This window comes from Sphingopyxis sp. (assembly GCF_050725615.1).
GTDB lineage: Bacteria > Pseudomonadota > Alphaproteobacteria > Sphingomonadales > Sphingomonadaceae > Sphingopyxis.
Genome location: NZ_JBOHHU010000009.1, coordinates 1 through 15274, shown reverse-complemented (window position 1 = coordinate 15274; position 15274 = coordinate 1). Strand labels below are relative to the sequence as shown.

General features: G+C 69.6%; 16 protein-coding genes. 12 read left to right on the top strand and 4 right to left on the bottom strand.

The window, feature by feature from the left end; translation table 11 throughout:
- Nucleotides 1-35 precede the first annotated feature (35 nt).
- From ACREB7_RS03485 to ACREB7_RS03470, 4 genes are read right to left on the bottom strand one after another with little or no spacing between them, the layout of a single operon-like run.
- On the bottom strand, nucleotides 36-1271 hold the full coding sequence (locus ACREB7_RS03485) for a nucleotidyltransferase domain-containing protein (protein WP_431590899.1): 1236 nt from the start codon (nucleotides 1269-1271) through the stop codon (nucleotides 36-38).
- Nucleotides 1268-2998 (bottom strand): ABC transporter ATP-binding protein, encoded by a 1731-nt coding sequence (locus ACREB7_RS03480; RefSeq protein ID WP_431590898.1) that lies wholly within the window; start codon nucleotides 2996-2998, stop codon nucleotides 1268-1270. Before ACREB7_RS03480 ends, ACREB7_RS03485 begins: the two co-directional genes overlap by 4 nt.
- Nucleotides 2991-3479: a lasso peptide biosynthesis B2 protein gene (locus tag ACREB7_RS03475; RefSeq protein WP_431590897.1), complete on the bottom strand. Its 489-nt coding sequence runs from the start codon at nucleotides 3477-3479 to the stop codon at nucleotides 2991-2993. The genes ACREB7_RS03480 and ACREB7_RS03475 overlap by 8 nt, the downstream gene beginning before the upstream one ends.
- A complete protein-coding gene (locus ACREB7_RS03470; protein WP_431590896.1) occupies nucleotides 3476-4765 on the bottom strand; it encodes a cupin domain-containing protein in 1290 nt (429 codons plus the stop codon). The genes ACREB7_RS03475 and ACREB7_RS03470 overlap by 4 nt, the downstream gene beginning before the upstream one ends.
- A 188-nt stretch (nucleotides 4766-4953) precedes the next feature.
- Between ACREB7_RS03470 and ACREB7_RS03465 the strand changes: the two genes are divergently transcribed.
- The 12 genes from ACREB7_RS03465 to ACREB7_RS03410 all read left to right on the top strand — a co-directional run.
- Nucleotides 4954-5562 (top strand): aspartyl/asparaginyl beta-hydroxylase domain-containing protein, encoded by a 609-nt coding sequence (locus tag ACREB7_RS03465; protein WP_431590895.1) that lies wholly within the window; start codon nucleotides 4954-4956, stop codon nucleotides 5560-5562.
- A complete protein-coding gene (locus ACREB7_RS03460) occupies nucleotides 5559-6485 on the top strand; it encodes a hypothetical protein (protein WP_431590894.1) in 927 nt (308 codons plus the stop codon). The genes ACREB7_RS03465 and ACREB7_RS03460 overlap by 4 nt, the downstream gene beginning before the upstream one ends.
- 8 nt (nucleotides 6486-6493) lie before the next feature.
- Nucleotides 6494-7348, top strand: coding sequence for a sulfotransferase domain-containing protein (locus tag ACREB7_RS03455; RefSeq protein ID WP_431590893.1), 855 nt, complete (start codon nucleotides 6494-6496; stop codon nucleotides 7346-7348).
- Between the two features lie 55 nt (nucleotides 7349-7403).
- Complete coding sequence (locus ACREB7_RS03450; RefSeq protein WP_431590892.1) at nucleotides 7404-7694, top strand: PqqD family peptide modification chaperone; 291 nt, start codon at nucleotides 7404-7406, stop codon at nucleotides 7692-7694.
- 131 nt (nucleotides 7695-7825) lie between these two features.
- Nucleotides 7826-7966, top strand: coding sequence for a hypothetical protein (locus ACREB7_RS03445; RefSeq protein ID WP_431590891.1), 141 nt, complete (start codon nucleotides 7826-7828; stop codon nucleotides 7964-7966).
- Nucleotides 7967-8142: 176 nt separating this feature from the next.
- A complete protein-coding gene (locus ACREB7_RS03440; RefSeq protein ID WP_431590890.1) occupies nucleotides 8143-9954 on the top strand; it encodes an asparagine synthetase B family protein in 1812 nt (603 codons plus the stop codon).
- Nucleotides 9951-10583 carry a sulfotransferase family 2 domain-containing protein gene (locus ACREB7_RS03435; protein ID WP_431590889.1) on the top strand — a complete coding sequence of 211 codons (633 nt, stop codon included), beginning with the start codon at nucleotides 9951-9953 and terminating at the stop codon, nucleotides 10581-10583. The genes ACREB7_RS03440 and ACREB7_RS03435 overlap by 4 nt, the downstream gene beginning before the upstream one ends.
- Nucleotides 10580-11428, top strand: coding sequence for a glycosyltransferase (locus tag ACREB7_RS03430; protein ID WP_431590888.1), 849 nt, complete (start codon nucleotides 10580-10582; stop codon nucleotides 11426-11428). The genes ACREB7_RS03435 and ACREB7_RS03430 overlap by 4 nt, the downstream gene beginning before the upstream one ends.
- Nucleotides 11425-12225 carry a sulfotransferase gene (locus ACREB7_RS03425; protein ID WP_431590887.1) on the top strand — a complete coding sequence of 267 codons (801 nt, stop codon included), beginning with the start codon at nucleotides 11425-11427 and terminating at the stop codon, nucleotides 12223-12225. The genes ACREB7_RS03430 and ACREB7_RS03425 overlap by 4 nt, the downstream gene beginning before the upstream one ends.
- Nucleotides 12222-12977 (top strand): hypothetical protein, encoded by a 756-nt coding sequence (locus ACREB7_RS03420; protein WP_431590886.1) that lies wholly within the window; start codon nucleotides 12222-12224, stop codon nucleotides 12975-12977. The genes ACREB7_RS03425 and ACREB7_RS03420 overlap by 4 nt, the downstream gene beginning before the upstream one ends.
- A 48-nt stretch (nucleotides 12978-13025) precedes the next feature.
- Nucleotides 13026-14042 carry a LacI family DNA-binding transcriptional regulator gene (locus ACREB7_RS03415; protein ID WP_431590885.1) on the top strand — a complete coding sequence of 339 codons (1017 nt, stop codon included), beginning with the start codon at nucleotides 13026-13028 and terminating at the stop codon, nucleotides 14040-14042.
- Nucleotides 14043-14124: 82 nt separating this feature from the next.
- A partial coding sequence (locus tag ACREB7_RS03410; RefSeq protein ID WP_431590884.1) for a GGDEF domain-containing protein occupies nucleotides 14125-15274 on the top strand: 1150 nt, incomplete at its 3' end.

The following is a 15274-nucleotide window of genomic DNA, read 5'->3' as shown; positions in this document are numbered from 1 at the left end:
GATATAGGCGAACATTGGCTCGCGCGCGGCGGACCCTAGGCCTTCCCCGTCCCCAGCCAGGCGCGCATGTCGCGCGCATCGGCGACCTCGGCGCCCAGCGCCGCATCGCCGCGTTGGAACAGCCAGCGCCAGCCATGATCGACCATCCGCACCGGATAGGCGGGCCACACCCGCCAACTGTCCGCCGGCACCCCGGCATAATGCGCGACGATATGCTTCGGCGGAAAGGCGCGGCCCCAGGCGAAGGCCGCCTTGCCGCGCTTGCCGCCCGCCTCGGCGATCTGTGTCGCAAAGCCGCGCTCGGCGCGCGCGTCCATGTCCTGCAGCATCAGCGCCTCGGCCGCCGCGACCAGCCGTCCGGGCACCGGCGTCGGATCGGGATCGCCGGTCTCCCGCACCCCCATATATTTCGCCACCAGCGCGAACAGCAGCCGCGCCCCGCCCGTCCGCCCTTGCCGCTCGGCGTCGGCCCAGAAGCGCGGCCAGTCGATCGCCGCCGCATCGATCGCCGCCGCCAGGTCGGTCAGCACTTGCGGCCCGGTGTCGAACGGCTGGCGGCCATAAGCGGCGTGGACGATCAGGTGCAGCAAGCTATCGGTCGGGTCGAGATAGGTGATATCGGCCGGGCCGACCGTCGCCCGCACCCGCCGCGCCAGCAGCCCCGCCGTTGTCGCCGCGACGCCCGCCCGGTCCTCGCCCGCGACGGGGTTCGACAGCCGCCAGTGCAATTCGAACGCCACCTTCTGCGGCCCCCAATGCAGCGGCGGCAGATGCTTGTGATGCGCGCGCGCGAAGTCGATCGGGGTGTGCGAGAATTTCCCCGGCTCGGCCCCCGCCGCGCTCATCGCCGCATGCAACCGCACCGCATCCTCTTCACCGAGCAGCAGGTCGATATCGCGCATCGGGCGCAGCGCCGGCTGCGGATAGGCCTGCCACGCCAGCCATGCGCCCTTGAGCGCGGCGTAAGCCAGCCCCTCGCGGTCGGCCAGCGCTCCCACCGCGATCAACGCCTGCTGCACCGCCAGCGCCCGCTCGGCCGAGGCCCGCCACCCCCGCGCCCAGCGCGCCTTGAGCGCCGCCGGAACCGGCCAGTCGCTGCCGCGCCCACCCATCTGCTGGTGCAGCAACGGTCCCAGCCGATGCTGTTTCGCCATATCGCCGATCATGTCCCATTCGGCGTCGGACAAGGCGGCGAGCGCCGCGCGGTCGGCCCCGCGATCTCGCGCCAGCATGTCGAGCAACAGGGGCGCCAGCGCCGCCCGCGCCGTCATTCCGCCGCCTCCGCATGGGGCACGATCCGCCCATGCTCGATCCGTATCAACTGGTCAGCCAGGTCGAGCATCGCCTGCCGATGCCCGATAATCACCAAGGTGATCGTGCCATGCAGCCCCGCGATCGCCTTGCGGATCGCCGCCTCGTTCGCGGGGTCGAGCGCGCTGGTCGGCTCGTCGAGCACCAGCAGTTCGGGCGACAGCAGCAACGCCCGCGCCAGCGCGATCCGCTGCCTTTCGCCGCCCGACAATTGCTGCCCGCGATCGCCGACCAGCGTGTCGAGGCCGTGCGGCAAGCCATGGACGAACTCGGCCGACGCTTGCTCCAGCGCCGCGTGCAACGCGGCGTCGCTGGCGTCGGGCGCCGCCCACAGCAAATTGTCGCGAACGCTCGCGCCGAGCAGGAACGGCTGCTGCTGGACATAGGCGACCGACCGCCGCCATAGCTGCCGAGTCGCCCCGGCGATCACCGCATCGTCGACGCGCATCTCGCCCGTATCGGGCGACAACAGCCCCATCAGGATATCGGCGAGGCTGCTCTTGCCCGCCCCCGACGGCCCGATGATCGCGGTCGTCGTGTGCGCCGGCAGGACCAGATCGATATCGTGCAGCGCCGCGCCGTCGCGCCCCGCATAGGTGAAGCTCACCTTGTTCAATGTCACCGCGCGCGCCAGCATCAGCGGCGCGGCGTCCGTCGGCGGTGCGGCCTCGGCCACCGCTTCGGTCGCCTGCCGCAACGCCTCGCACTCGGCCATCGCCGCCGCCGAATGCAGCCAGCTGTGCCAGCTTTGCTGGACCACCCCCAGCATCGGCACCAGCCGCCCGAAAACGAGCAGGATCGGCAGCATCGCCGCCAGCGGCAGCCTGAGCACCGCCAGCCCGACATAGACGAGCGCCGCCAGCAGCACCCCGCCGCCGAGTTGCAGCGCGGTGCGGCCATGGCTCGCGCTCGCGGCATATTCGACCTGCCGCGCGCGCAGCGCCTGCAGCACATCGGCGAACCGCCCGCGCTGCCGCGCCTCGCCGCCGAGCATCTTGGTGATCCGCACTCCGTCGAACCCCTCGGCGATCTCGGCCTGCAAAGCCTTGTTCGCGCCGCCCAGGCTGCGACCGAGCTGCACCGCATGGCGTCGGTGCCCGGCAAATCCGAACAGGACCAGCGCCCCGCCCAGCGTCGCGACCAGCGCGACCTGCCACGACAGCAGATAGGCGGCGGCGAGATAGATGGCGACCGTCACCAGCGTCGCGGCCAGCGTCAGCAATTGCTGGAACGCCCCGCCGATCCGCCCGATGTCGGTGATCAGCAGGCTGGCATGGTCCGACGCCCGCCGCGCCGCGAGCCAGCGCCATTCGGCCGAAATCAGCCCGCCGAACAGCGTTTCGCGAATCCGGTCGACCATCGTGTGCTGCAGTTCGAGCGCCTGCATCGTCTGCACATGCTTGATCGCGGCGCGCAGCGTCAGCAACGCGAGGAAGATCAGCATCACCTGCCCCAGCGTCACCCCGCCCGCAAAGCCCGACAATATCTCGCCGACCCGCCCGGGCAGCGCCGCACCCTTGCCGTCGACCAGCGCCAGCATCGGCACCAGCATCATAATGCCGACGCCTTCGGTCAGCGCGGCGAGGATCATCAGCACCAGCACGATCGTCAGCCGCCGCCGGTCGGCGACCGCCAGCATCGCCTTGAGCAGCGCGAGCGGATCGACCGGGGCAGGAGCGTCAGACAAAGGCCGCGACCTCGACCAGCGCCGGATCGACCGGATAGCCGGTGATCCGCTGCCCTGCGGCATCGAGCCAGGCATGGGCCGGCGGCGCATCGGGATCGATCTTCACCGCCTTGCCATGGTCGCGCCACACCCCCAGATGCACCGTCGCGGCAATCCCGCGCCGCTTCAGCATCGTCCGCGCCGCCATCGCCTGCGGCAGGCATACCGCCTCGACGGGCAGCCGCCCTGCTGCAAAGCGGATCGCCCAGCTCACCATCGTCGCATCGTCATTGGGCCGTTCGCGCTCCGCCGGCGCGGGCAAGGCCGACGGCGCCACCGGCGTGCCCAGCCATTGCGCCACCCGGCGAAAGGGGAGCACAGCGACGGCAATTCGCGCCGCGAGCAGCAACAGGCTCGCCTCGGCCACCAGCAGCCCGCGCCGCCCGCCCAGCCGCCACGCGCTCACCAGCTTGCGCCGCGCCAGGGCGATCCGCCCGGTCACGCCTTGCTCTGATCGAGGCCGGGATCGACAAAGATCGCCCCTGTCGCGACCAGCCGGATCAGCAGCTGTTCAAGCTCGCGCCGCACCGCGTCGCCCAGCCCTTCGGTCAGCACGGCAAAGCGGGTATCGCGCTCGCTCGACAGCCGCCCCAGCACGCTACCCACGGCCGCGCTGCAGGCAAAGATGCGCCCGCCGATATCGAGCCCCTCGTCGCCGCTCACCGCATCATGGACTCGTGCCAGCGCGCGGGCGCCCGCCAGCCTGAGCCGGCTATCGGGCGACAATCGCGCCATCGTGCCCGCCGCGAAATCGGGCAGCGTGAACAACGGCCGCGCGACCCGGCTCGCCTGCTGCTCCGCAAGGAACGCCTCGGGCGGATGCGCCGCGTGCAGCCGCTGCATCGCCGCACCCAGCTCGCCCCAATAGGCCGCTGTTGCCGCATCGCCGCCCGCGACCGGCCAGTCGGCGCGAAAGACCGCTTCGGCCGCCGCCTTGCCGACCAGCCAGCGCAGATAATCCTGTCCGGTCGGCGGCGTGATCGCCAGCGTCAGGTGCAGGCTCGGCTCCTCGACGGGGGTGGCGACATGCCACCAGCCGCGCGGAATATAGAGGACGCCCCCCTCTTCCAGGATGTCGTCATAGACCGGCGCGTCGTCGGCGGCCGGCGGCGGCACGATCTCGCCGCGCGCCGGATGATCGCGCGTCGGCCGCTGGACCCGCCAATGCTTGCGCCCCGCGATCTGCAGGATGAACACGTCATGGTGGTCCCAATGGAGGTCGAAGCCATGGTCGGCGCGCCACCCGGCATAGAGATTGACGTTGCACCGCGCACCGAGGTCGCCGCCCAGCCGGTCGGCGAGGTCGCCGATCCGTTTCACCATCTCGTCGACGAAACTCAACACCAGCGTCGCGCCCTGCGCCAGTTGCGCTGTCGTTGCGCCGGCATCGATCCGCCGGTTGCTGCCCGAGACATGGGTGAAGCGCTCGACCGGCACATTCTTGCCGCCCCGCACCAGGATCAGCTGCGGCGGTTCAAGGCGCTGGGCCGACAGGATATGGTTGATGTCGTCCCAGTCGATCAGCGCGGAAAACCGCCCCGCTCGCCCCGGCCAGGCGCGAAAGCTGCGATTCCAGTGCTGCGCCAGAAATTCAGCGACGCTCAGCGGCGCGACCAGCTCGGCCAGCGACGGCCCGTCGCCGGATGGCGACAGCGCATCGATCCCGTCCCCGGAGGACGACAGCGCATCGGCGCTGCGGGCCATCCTCGCCTGGTCCTGTTCCGCCATCACCGGCACTCCCCCAAGGACCACCCCCGGCCCGGCGCGACCTTAGCCAGCGCGCGGACAAGGTTCAATCCGGCCCTGCACGCCCGAACTCGCTGTGTCCCAAAGCGAAAACGCGCGACTTTACCCCTTGTCGCGCGGCGCGCGGCGCGTCAGAACGGCGCGAATTTTGCGGGGGCAGTTTTCGATCCATGGCCGTCATCGTCACCAAACCAGCCAATGTCCGCGACCTCGGGCCGGTCGACGCCTCGGCCTTGCGCGACCGCGTCGCCGCGATTTCGGAGCGCGTCTGGGCGGGCGAAGATGCGCTCAAGGAAAATGACTTCGACGTCTTCCACCACACCCGTCACATCATCTTCCGCTTCACCCCGGGCAATCGCCAGCCCGAGGATTATTACGACAATCCCGCCTGGATGGTGTGGCGCCCGCTGCTCCAGCCGGTGATGGATGCGGCGATCGCGCCCTATGGCTTTGCCGACCCCGCCTTTCCGAAAGCGATGCTCGCGCGGCTTCAGGCTGGCCAAAAGATCGATCTTCATCGCGACGGCGCCGGGTCGAACCTGCGCACCCACAAGATCCATGTTCCGCTGATCACCAATCCGCAGGCCTTTTTCCTCAGCGGCCCGAACCGCCACCATCTCGCCCTTGGCCATGCGTGGGAGGTCAACAACATCGCGTCGCACGGCGGGGTGAACGAAGGCGATGCCGACCGCATCCATTTCATCTTCGAAGTCTTCGACCGCGCCGCCGAAGCGAAAACCGATGCCGGGGCCGGTGCCGGAGTCCCCTCGGCGGCATGACCAGCGGCCATTTTTATCGCCATTATGGCTTCAACCTGCGGTCCGACCTCGCGCTGCCGCATCTGTTGCCCGGCGACCCCGCCGCGCCGGTCGAGATCGATGTCCGCCTCGGCGCGATCGCGGCGGACCAGCTCGGCGATGCGCTGCACTTCCGCAACTGGCGCGCCGAACCGGGCGAAATCCTGTTCCACGCTTTCGGTATCTGCCGGCTGCTGGTCACCGACGGCGCGACGATGATCGTCGAACGCGACGGCGGCGCGACCGACGCCGCGCTCGTCTCGATCATCCTCGGCACCGGCGTTTCGGCGCTGTTGATGCAGCGCCGCATCCTGCCGATGCACGCCTGCTCGATCGCCAGCGACCAGGGCGCGATCCTGGTGATCGGGCGGTCGGGCGCGGGCAAGTCGACGCTGCTCGGCGGCCTGATGGGGGCGGGCTGCACGATGCTCGCCGACGATGTGACCGGGGTAACCGTCGATACGGGCGGCGCGACCGCGATCCCCGCCTTCCCGGCGATGCGGCTGTGGACCGACAGCCTCGCGCTGCTCGGCGAGGACCAGGACGACAAGCTCCAGGTGCGCGAGGATATTGAGAAATATTATGTCGGCATCGACCGCTTCCGCGCCGACCCGATGCCGGTCCGTGCGATCGTCTTGCTCCAGGGGCATAATGGCCCGGCGATCACCGTCCGGCCGGTCGCGATGGCGAACCGGGTCGAGGCGCTCGCGCGCTATGTCCACCGCAAGAATTTCCTCCGCGGCCTCGGCCTCCAGCGCTGGGGTTTCGACGCGGTCGTCCGTCTCGCCCAGTCGGTCGACATGATCGCGGTCGGCCGCCCCGTGATGGGCGCGACCCCGGCGGGCGTCGCCGCGACGGTGATCGAACATTTCGGGCTCGACCCGGCGCTCCAGCCCACCGCCTAGCGCCGCTTATGTCCGGCTCGATCGTCTGGCTCGCCTCCTATCCGAAATCGGGCAACACCTGGCTGCGCGCGATGCTCACCCATCTCGTCCATTCGCCCGGCGCCGATTTCAGCATCAATGCGCTCGCCGGCGGCATCGAGGGCGGCGACCGCCACACGCTCGACGACGCCTGCGCGATTTCGTCGGCCGAAATGCGGCCCGCCGAGCTGCTGCCCTATCGCGCGCTACTCCATCGCCAGATGGCCGCCGCAACGCCGGGTCCGCTGTTCGTCAAGACCCACGACCAATATGCCCGCGCGTCCGATGGAACGGCGCTTTTCCCCGCCGACGCCAGCCGCGCCGCGATCTGTCTAGTGCGCAATCCGCTCGATGTCGCGCTCAGCTTCGCGCATCACAGCCAGCAGGATATCGAGACGACGATCGCCCGCATGGCCGACCCGGACGCGATGCTCAATGTCTGGCCCGACCGGATCAGCGACTTCCTCCCCGTCCATCTCGGCCGCTGGGGCGACCATGTCGAAAGCTGGACGGGGCAGGACGCGATCCCGCTCTGCCTGCTGCGCTATGAGGACATGCTCGCCGATCCGCTCGCGGCGCTGGCGCGCGTCGCTGCGGCCGCCGGCCTCGACGCCGCGCCCGCCGCCCTCGCCGCCGCGGTCGCCGCGAGCAGCTTCGAGCGGCTGCAGGCGCGCGAGGCGGCCGAAGGCTTCGCCGAAAAGCCCGCCAACATGCCCGGTTTCTTCCGCAGCGGCCGCGCCGGCGAATGGCGCGCGGCGCTGACCGACGCCCAGGTCGCGCGCATCGTCGCCGATCATCGCGACGCAATGGCCGCGCTCGATTACCTGCCCGCCTCAACGGCTTGACGTGCAGCGCCGCGCCTCGCTATCGCGCTATGGGGTTTTCAGAGGGGGGCAGGACATGAGCGCCGAAATAACCGGCAAGACCGTGATCGCACGCAACCCGTCGATACTGTTTAACGACTTCGACGACGGGCTGATGATGATGGACATCGACAGCGGCAATTATTTCGATATCGATTCGGTCGGCGGGCGCATCTGGACGCTGCTCGAATCGCCGGGGACGCTCGACGGAATTTGCGACTCGCTGGTGGCGGAATATGATGTCGAACCCGATGTCTGCCGCAGCGAAACCGTTGGATTCATCGAAGAACTTGCAGCGAAGGGCCTGGTGACTCTGCAACCGGCCTAAGCCATTGGGACATGGGGCTCTCTGCCTTGACTGACCGGCGTTTATGTCTCATCATGGGATAGTAAGTCGTCGGACCAGCGATGGATTTCCAGTGGGCGACTGGCGGGATCAAAATCCAAAAGGGGGGTATGATGACCAAGACCGTTGAAAAGCAGACGCCGCGCAAGGATTGGCAGAAGCCGGAACTGCGTTCGGTCGTCCCGGCGGCACGCACGCGCGGCGGCGGCGGCGACATCAACGACGCCGACGACATCTTCTACGACGCGTCCTGATTCGCCTCACACCATTTTCCGACAAACCAAAAGCTTTGGCCCTGCGTTGCGGGGCCAAATCTTTTGGCGCGGGCGCGTAACGGCCGACGTCATGGCGTCTTCGCCGCCCTGCGCTTGACGCTGACGCCACGACCGGTAACGACGCACCCGCGTCCTGACGGAAACACATCATCGCCGTGCATCGCATTTGTGGCCTCCTTACCCGATCCGCGCCCGCCGCGCCGCCCGGCGCCGGCCTTTCTCCGATCATCGCCGCGCTCGGCCCCGCCGCGACCACCGCCTGTCTGGGCGCCGCAGATTTCGGCGCCTTGCAGACCGCGCGGCGGGAACCGCCCGGCGCGGCGCTCCATGTCGACGAGGAGCTGATCGTCGTCGCCGACGCGCGCATCGACGGCGCCGCCGACCTGCGCGCGGCGCTCGCCGATCACGCCCCGCCCGCCGATGCCTCCGCCGCCGCGCTCGTCGCCGCCGCCTGGCGCCGATGGGGGGCCGACTGCCCGCTGTTTCTCTATGGCGACTATGCCTTCGCGCTCTACGACGGCCGCAGCGGCGACAGCTTTGCGGCGCGCGACCATGTCGGCGCCCGCCCCTTTTTCTACGCCCTCGCCGACGACCGCCTCGCCTTCGCCAGCGACACCGCCGCGCTGCTCGCGCTGCCCGGCATCCCCGATGATCTCGACGAGGATTTTGTCGCCAGCACGCTCGTCCACCGCAAGTTCGAGCCGATGGGGCGCAGCTTCCTGCGCGCGGTCCGCCGGCTCGAGGCGGGCCACCGCCTGCACCTCGCCGGCGGCGAGGTCCGGATCGACCGCTGGTGGAATCCCGAGGTCATCGCCGTCGACGAAACGGCGAACGACGCCGATACCATCGCCCGCTTCCGCGCCCTCGTCGCCCAGGCGGTGACCGATCGCCTCGCCGGCGCGACGCAATTCGCCGTGCATCTCAGCGGCGGCCTCGATTCGTCGCTCATCGCCGCCATCATGGTGCCCGAACTGCGCGCACGCGGCCTCGCCGATCCGCCGGGCTACAGCTGGCACCTCGTCGACGCCGACGCCGATCCCGACAGCGAACCCGGCTGGAGCGAGGCGATCCGCGCGCGGCTCGGCCTCGACCTCTTCGCCCCCGAACTCACGGTGGACGAGATGGTCGCGCTGTTCGCGCAGGACGGGACGCGCGGCCCCGACATCCGCAATTTGCTGCACGAAGCGGCGATTCAGCGCGACGCCGCGACGCGCGGCGTCGAAGTCATCCTCTCGGGCTGGGGCGGCGACGAGGGCGCCTCCTATAATGGCCGGGGCTATCATCCCTGGCTCTTTGTCACCGGCCGCTGGGGTACGCTGTATCGCGACCGCTCGCGGCCGGGCATCAAGGGCGGGCTGCGCACCATCTATCACGCCGCGCGGCGCGTCGGCCGGGAATTCCGTCCCGAATTGCCCCTGCGCTGGCGGCGGCTGGCGGGAAACAGCCTGATCGAATCCGCTTTTCTGCGTCGCGCCCGCCTCCTCCCCATTCCGGCGATCCGCGAATATGGCGTGCGCCAGACCCAGCACGCGCTGCTCCGCTACGGTTCGACGACGGCGCGGATCGAGGATTGGGCGATCAGCGGCGCGGCGCACGGCATCGATTACCGGTTTCCGCTGCTCGATCGCCGCCTGCTCGAATTCATCTACACGCTGCCGCCGCGCATGTTCCGCCGCGGCGCGATGCGGCGCTGGCTGATCAAGCAGGCGAGCGAGGGGCTGCTCCCCGATGTGGTCCGCCTCAACAACAGCAAGACCGAACCGCTGCGCGTCGCGTGGATCGAAAAGACACTCGGCGAAACGCTCATCCGGATCGGCGACCGCCTTGCCGCGCGCAGCACGCCGCCTGCCCGCGCGCGCTATATCGATATGATACGCCTCGAAAAACGGATCGCGCGGGCCCGCCGCACCGGCTCGGGCCGCGACGCCGCGCTCCGCCTCGCGCTCCAGTTCCTCGACATAGCATGATCCTGTCGTTCAGCCGCCGCTTCGCCTTTGTCGCCATTCCCAAGACCGCCGGCCATGCGCTGCGCACCGCGCTGCGCCCGCTGCTGGCGCCGAACGACTGGGAACAATGCACGCTGTTCGACAAGCGCTATTTCCCGGTCCAGCCGCTCGCGGCGATCGGGCACGGGCATCTGTCCTATCGCGATGTCGCACCCTTCCTGCTCCCCGGCCAGTGGGACGGCCTCACCAGCTTCGCGGTCGTCCGGTCGCCCTTCGATCGCTTCCTTTCCTTTGCGCGCTTCGCCTGGCGCGGCAGCGACGCAATGGAACGCGACCCGCACGGCACGATGAAGCGCGCGCTGACCGACCCCGACCGCGCGGGCCATATCCTGCTCCGCCCGCAGCATGAGTTCGTCTGCGACGACGCCGGCCAGATCCGCACCACATTGCTGCTTCGCCACGAAAGCCTCGCTGCCGATATGCTCCGCCTCGCCGACGCGCTGGGCGCGCCGCTCGCGCCGCTCGAGGCGGTCAACGTCTCGCCCGAAACCAGCGGCGCCGCGCTCGACGCCGAACTCGCCGACCTGATCCGGGCGCGCTACGCCCGCGACTTCGCGCTGTTCGGCTATGATCCGGCGGCCGCGCCATGACCGTCGCCACGCTTGTCACCGTCTCCTCGCCCGATTTCCGCATCGGCAGCGAAGTGATGCTCGCGAGTTTTCTCGCGCACAACCCCTGGTTCGACGGCGACATCCTCATCCTCCACAGCCGGCTGGCCGAGGCCGACCAACGCGCGCTTACCGCCGCTTTCCCGCGCACGACATGCCGCACCGCCAGCCCGCGGCTCGCCGCCGCGATCGACGCGCTCACCGCCGCGCACCCGCATCTGGCCGCGCGCCGCGATCGCTTCCTCAGCCTCGAAACCCTGCTTCTTGATGCGCCCGGAAAGCGGCTTTTCGCCGACAGCGACATGCTGTTCCGCCGCGATATATCGCCGCTGCTGGCGATCGACGCGCCGCTCGTCGCCGCCCCCGACGCCGCGATGCTGCGCGGCAACGCCCGCGACGCCGAAACGCTCGCCGAAGTCGCGGCCGACGGCGACGCCCGCGCCAGCTTCAACGCCGGCCTGCTGCTCTATGATCCCGAACCCGCCCCCGAACCCGCCATCGCCGACGCCCTCTGGCCGCTGCTCGCTCCCGAAAGCTGGAGCCGCATCGCGTCGCAGCACACCGATCAGGCGGTGTGGAACCTGCTGCTGCGCGACCGCGTCCGCCTGGTCGGCACCAGCTATAATCTGATGATCGGCCACCGCGCCGCCAGCTTCGCCCACGAACCCGTCGCGCTGGAGAACGCCCATGTCCTCCACTTCAACGGCCCTGCCAAGCCCTGGCGTCCCGATCGTCACGCCGACGCGATCGCGCGCGATCCCGACTATGCGACCGCCGTCCGCCTCTGGGCCCGGGCCCGCGCCGACTGGCTGAGGGCGCACCGATGATCACCGGCGGCGACGGCGCGATCCGGCGCCACCTCTTCCTCCTTGCGCCCAACAACAGCGGCTCGACCTTCCTCGCCGCCGCGCTCGCGCGCTGCGCCCGCGCCTGGTCGCTGCCGCGCGAGGGTCAGCATGTCGCGGGCTTCCAGGGGCCAAGTTCGCGCGGCACCGGCGCGCGCCTGCTGTGGGCGGCCACGCCGGCCTCGGTCGCCACCTTCCGCGACGCCGCAGCCTATGACTGGAACCGCACCCGCCGCGCCTGGCATTTCCACGCCCGCGCCGATCGCGCCGGCGCCGACATGCTGGTCATCGCCTCGCCGCCCTTTCTGCTCATCGCCGACCAGCTTGCCGCCGCCTTTGCCGACGCCGCCTTCCTCATCATGGTGCGCAACCCCTATGCGGTCGCCGAAGGCATCATCCGCCGCGCCGCCAACGCCGGCCCCGTCGCACCCGGCGACAGCCTCGCGACCACCGCCGCGCGCCACATCGTCGCCGCGCTCGCCGCGCAGCGAGCCAATCGCGCCGCCTTCGCCGACCGCGCGATCTTCTTCACCTATGAGGATATGTGCGCCGCTCCAGAGGCGATCGCGACACGCATCGCCGCCCTCGTCCCGTCGCTCGCCGACCTGGCGCTCGACCGGTCGCTCCCGGTCAAGGGGCGCTACCATGAACCCCTGCGCGATATGAACGCCGATCAGATCGCCCGCCTGACCCCCGGCCAGATCGCCGATCTCGACGCCGTCTTCGACACCCACCGCGATCTGCTCGCCGGCTTCGGCTATACGCCGATCACCGTATGACCGATCCGGCGCGCCCTCTGTGGATTTTCCTCCACGTCCCCAAATGCGGCGGCACGACGCTGAAGGCGCATCTCGAACGCCATTTCACCATGGACGAACAGCTCGTCGAATTTTCCGACTGGGGCCGCCGCTACCGCAAGACGCACGACCGTCCGGAATTTGCCGATCGCCGGCCCGAGGATCGCGCCCGTGCCATGATCCTGGCGGGGCACCAGCTCGCTTATGGCGTCCATCGCCTCGTCCCCGGTAACTGCGAAGCGCGCTATGTCACCGTGCTGCGCGACCCCGCCGAACGCTGTGTCTCGCTCTATAATTTCCGCTGGAGCCGCGGCCACGCGCCCGACGATTTCGATGCGTGGTATCAGCATTGGTACCGCCCCGAACAGTCAGACTATATGGTCCGCTTCTTCGCCGAACGCCTCTATGGCGGCGCGCTTCCGGCCGACGCGGACCAGCGCCTCGCCATGGCGCAGCAATTGCTGACGCTCTGCTGGTTCGTCACCACCACCGAGCGCTGGAACGAGGGGCTCGACCTGCTTTGCGGCGCAATGGGCATCGCCGCCGACTGGCAGCATGTGCGTGGTGCCGACAATCCTGCGGAACTCCCCGCCTCGCACCCCGCGCGCACCGAAAAGCTGCAACGCCGCGTCACCCTCGACGACGGCCTGCGCGCGCGCATCCATGCCGACTCGCCCGGCGACGTCGCGCTCGTCGACTGGGTGCGCGCACGCCGCTGGCCGCTCGCCGATTGACAGCGCCCGCCGCCCGCGCGACAGACGGGGCCAGGGGAGACAGGGATCGTGACCGCCAAAATGCTGCGCCCGACATCGTTCGACGTCGCCGAGCGCGCGGGCGTTTCGCAATCGACCGTGTCGCGCGCACTGCGCGGCAGCCCGGGGGTCAATGCCGAAACCCGCGCCCGCGTCTCGGCCGCCGCGCGCGAACTCGGCTATGTCGTCGACCGCCATGCCTCGTCGCTGCGCCTGAAAAGCAGCGAGACGATCGCGCTCGTCACCATCTGCCGCCCCGGCGAAGACCGCAGCGCGATCAACCCCTTCTATTTTGCGCTGCTCGGCAGCATTGCGGAGGCGACGTCAGCGCGGCGCTTCAACCTGCTCGTCAGTTTCCAGGAAAGCCCCGACAATTTCCGGGCCGATTTCGTCGCCTCGGGGCTCGCCGACGCGATGATCGTCATCGGCACCACCAGCAATGATGCGGCGTGGGACTATTTTGCTGCGGCCCAGGCCTCGGGGCTCGACTTCGTCTGCTGGGGCAGCCCGGGCGAGCCCTTTCACTGGATGCGCAGCGACAATGACGCCGGCGGCCGCCTCGCCGCCGAGCATGTGGTCGCCACCGGCCGCCGCCGCCCCGCCTTCATCGGCCCCGCCGATTCGGCGCAGCGCCAGTTCGACGAACGGCGCGAGGGTTTTTCGGCCGCGCTCGCCGCGCATGGCGTCGAACCGGTCGTCTGGGCCGCCGCCCCCGCCCCCGACCGCCACGCGCAGGGTGTCGCGGCCGCCCGCACCCTGCTCGACGCGCATCCCGACACCGACGCGATCTTCGCCGCGTCTGACATGCTCGCGCTCGGCATACTTCAGGGCCTCAAGGAAGCGGGGCGCCGCGTGCCCGAGGATGTCGCGCTGATCGGCTTCGACGGCATCCGCGCCGGCACTCTCGCCGACCCCGCGCTCACCACGCTCGAACCCGACCTCGACGCGGCGGGCGAAGCGCTGGTCGCGATGGCGCTCGAGGATGACGAGCATAGCCGCGACGGCACCCGCGTTCCCGTCCGCCTTGCGGTGCGCGGCAGCGCCTGATCATTTCGTCGCATCGCCGATGCGATCGTAACAGCTTATTACCCCTGATCATGTTACGCCGGTCGCGAAAGGCGCCAAGTCTTTGTCGGGTCAGTTTTTCATTTCCTTGCTCAATCCGGGCATTTGCCTGCTGCTCGCCGGTGCCTTCCTGCTGCTCTGGCTCTATCGCCGCGATCAGATCTATGTGGCGACGGCCGCACTGGGTTATGCGGTCGCGACGGTCGCCTTCGTCATCCAGGACATGGTCCCGGCGCTGCCGATGGAACTGCAACGCATCCCCTCCAATTTCGGCTTCCTGCTCGCGGGCTGCCTGATCAGCGGCGCCATCGTCGGCCATTATCATGTCGCGGTGCCCTGGCGCTTCATGGCCGTCACCGGCGCGATTTCGGCGGCGTTTTTCCTGTGGTTCCTGCTCGTCCAGCCGGTCATCGTCGCGCGCATCTATTCGATCAGCCTCGCGCTCGGCGTCATCGCGCTGGTCATCCCGATCAAGCTGCGTCCCGTCGCAAAGCGCCACATCGTCGATCATATCCTGTTCTGGTTCGGCATCGTCTGGGCGCTGAACTACACGTTGCGGCCGCTGCTCATCCTCGGCGTCACCGGCAGCATCGCCAATTATTCGGGGTTTCAGCAATCGGTCTATTGGACGACGGTGCTGTTCACCCAGGCGATCTTCTCGGTCCTCGCGGCGATCACGCTGATGGTCGCGGTCGCGATCGACCTGATGGCCGAGCTGCGGCAACAGGCCGACGGCGACGAATTGTCGGGCCTGCTCAACCGCCGCGGGTTCGAGGCGGCGGCGGGCGCCGCCGTGCGCCACTGCGACGACGTCAATCGCCCCGCAGCGCTGCTCATCGCCGACCTCGATCATTTCAAGGCGATCAACGACACCCATGGCCATGCCGCGGGCGACGCGATCATCGCCGCCTTCGGCGCGCATATCCGCCGCCTCGGCCCCGCCGCGATGATCGCCGGGCGCATCGGCGGCGAGGAGTTCGCCATCCTCCTTCCCGGCGAGGGAATCGAGAGCGCGCGCCAGCTGGCCGAGGCGATCCGTAGCGGCATGGCCGCCGCCTGCGCCGCGAGCGTCCCCGGCGGCGCCGCGCCGACCGCCAGCATCGGCCTCGCGGTCAGCGCCCCCGGCGCCGGCCTGTCACGCCTGATGCGCGACGCCGATCAGGCGCTCTACGAAGCCAAGCGCGCGGGCCGCGACCGCGTTCGCGCCTTCACCT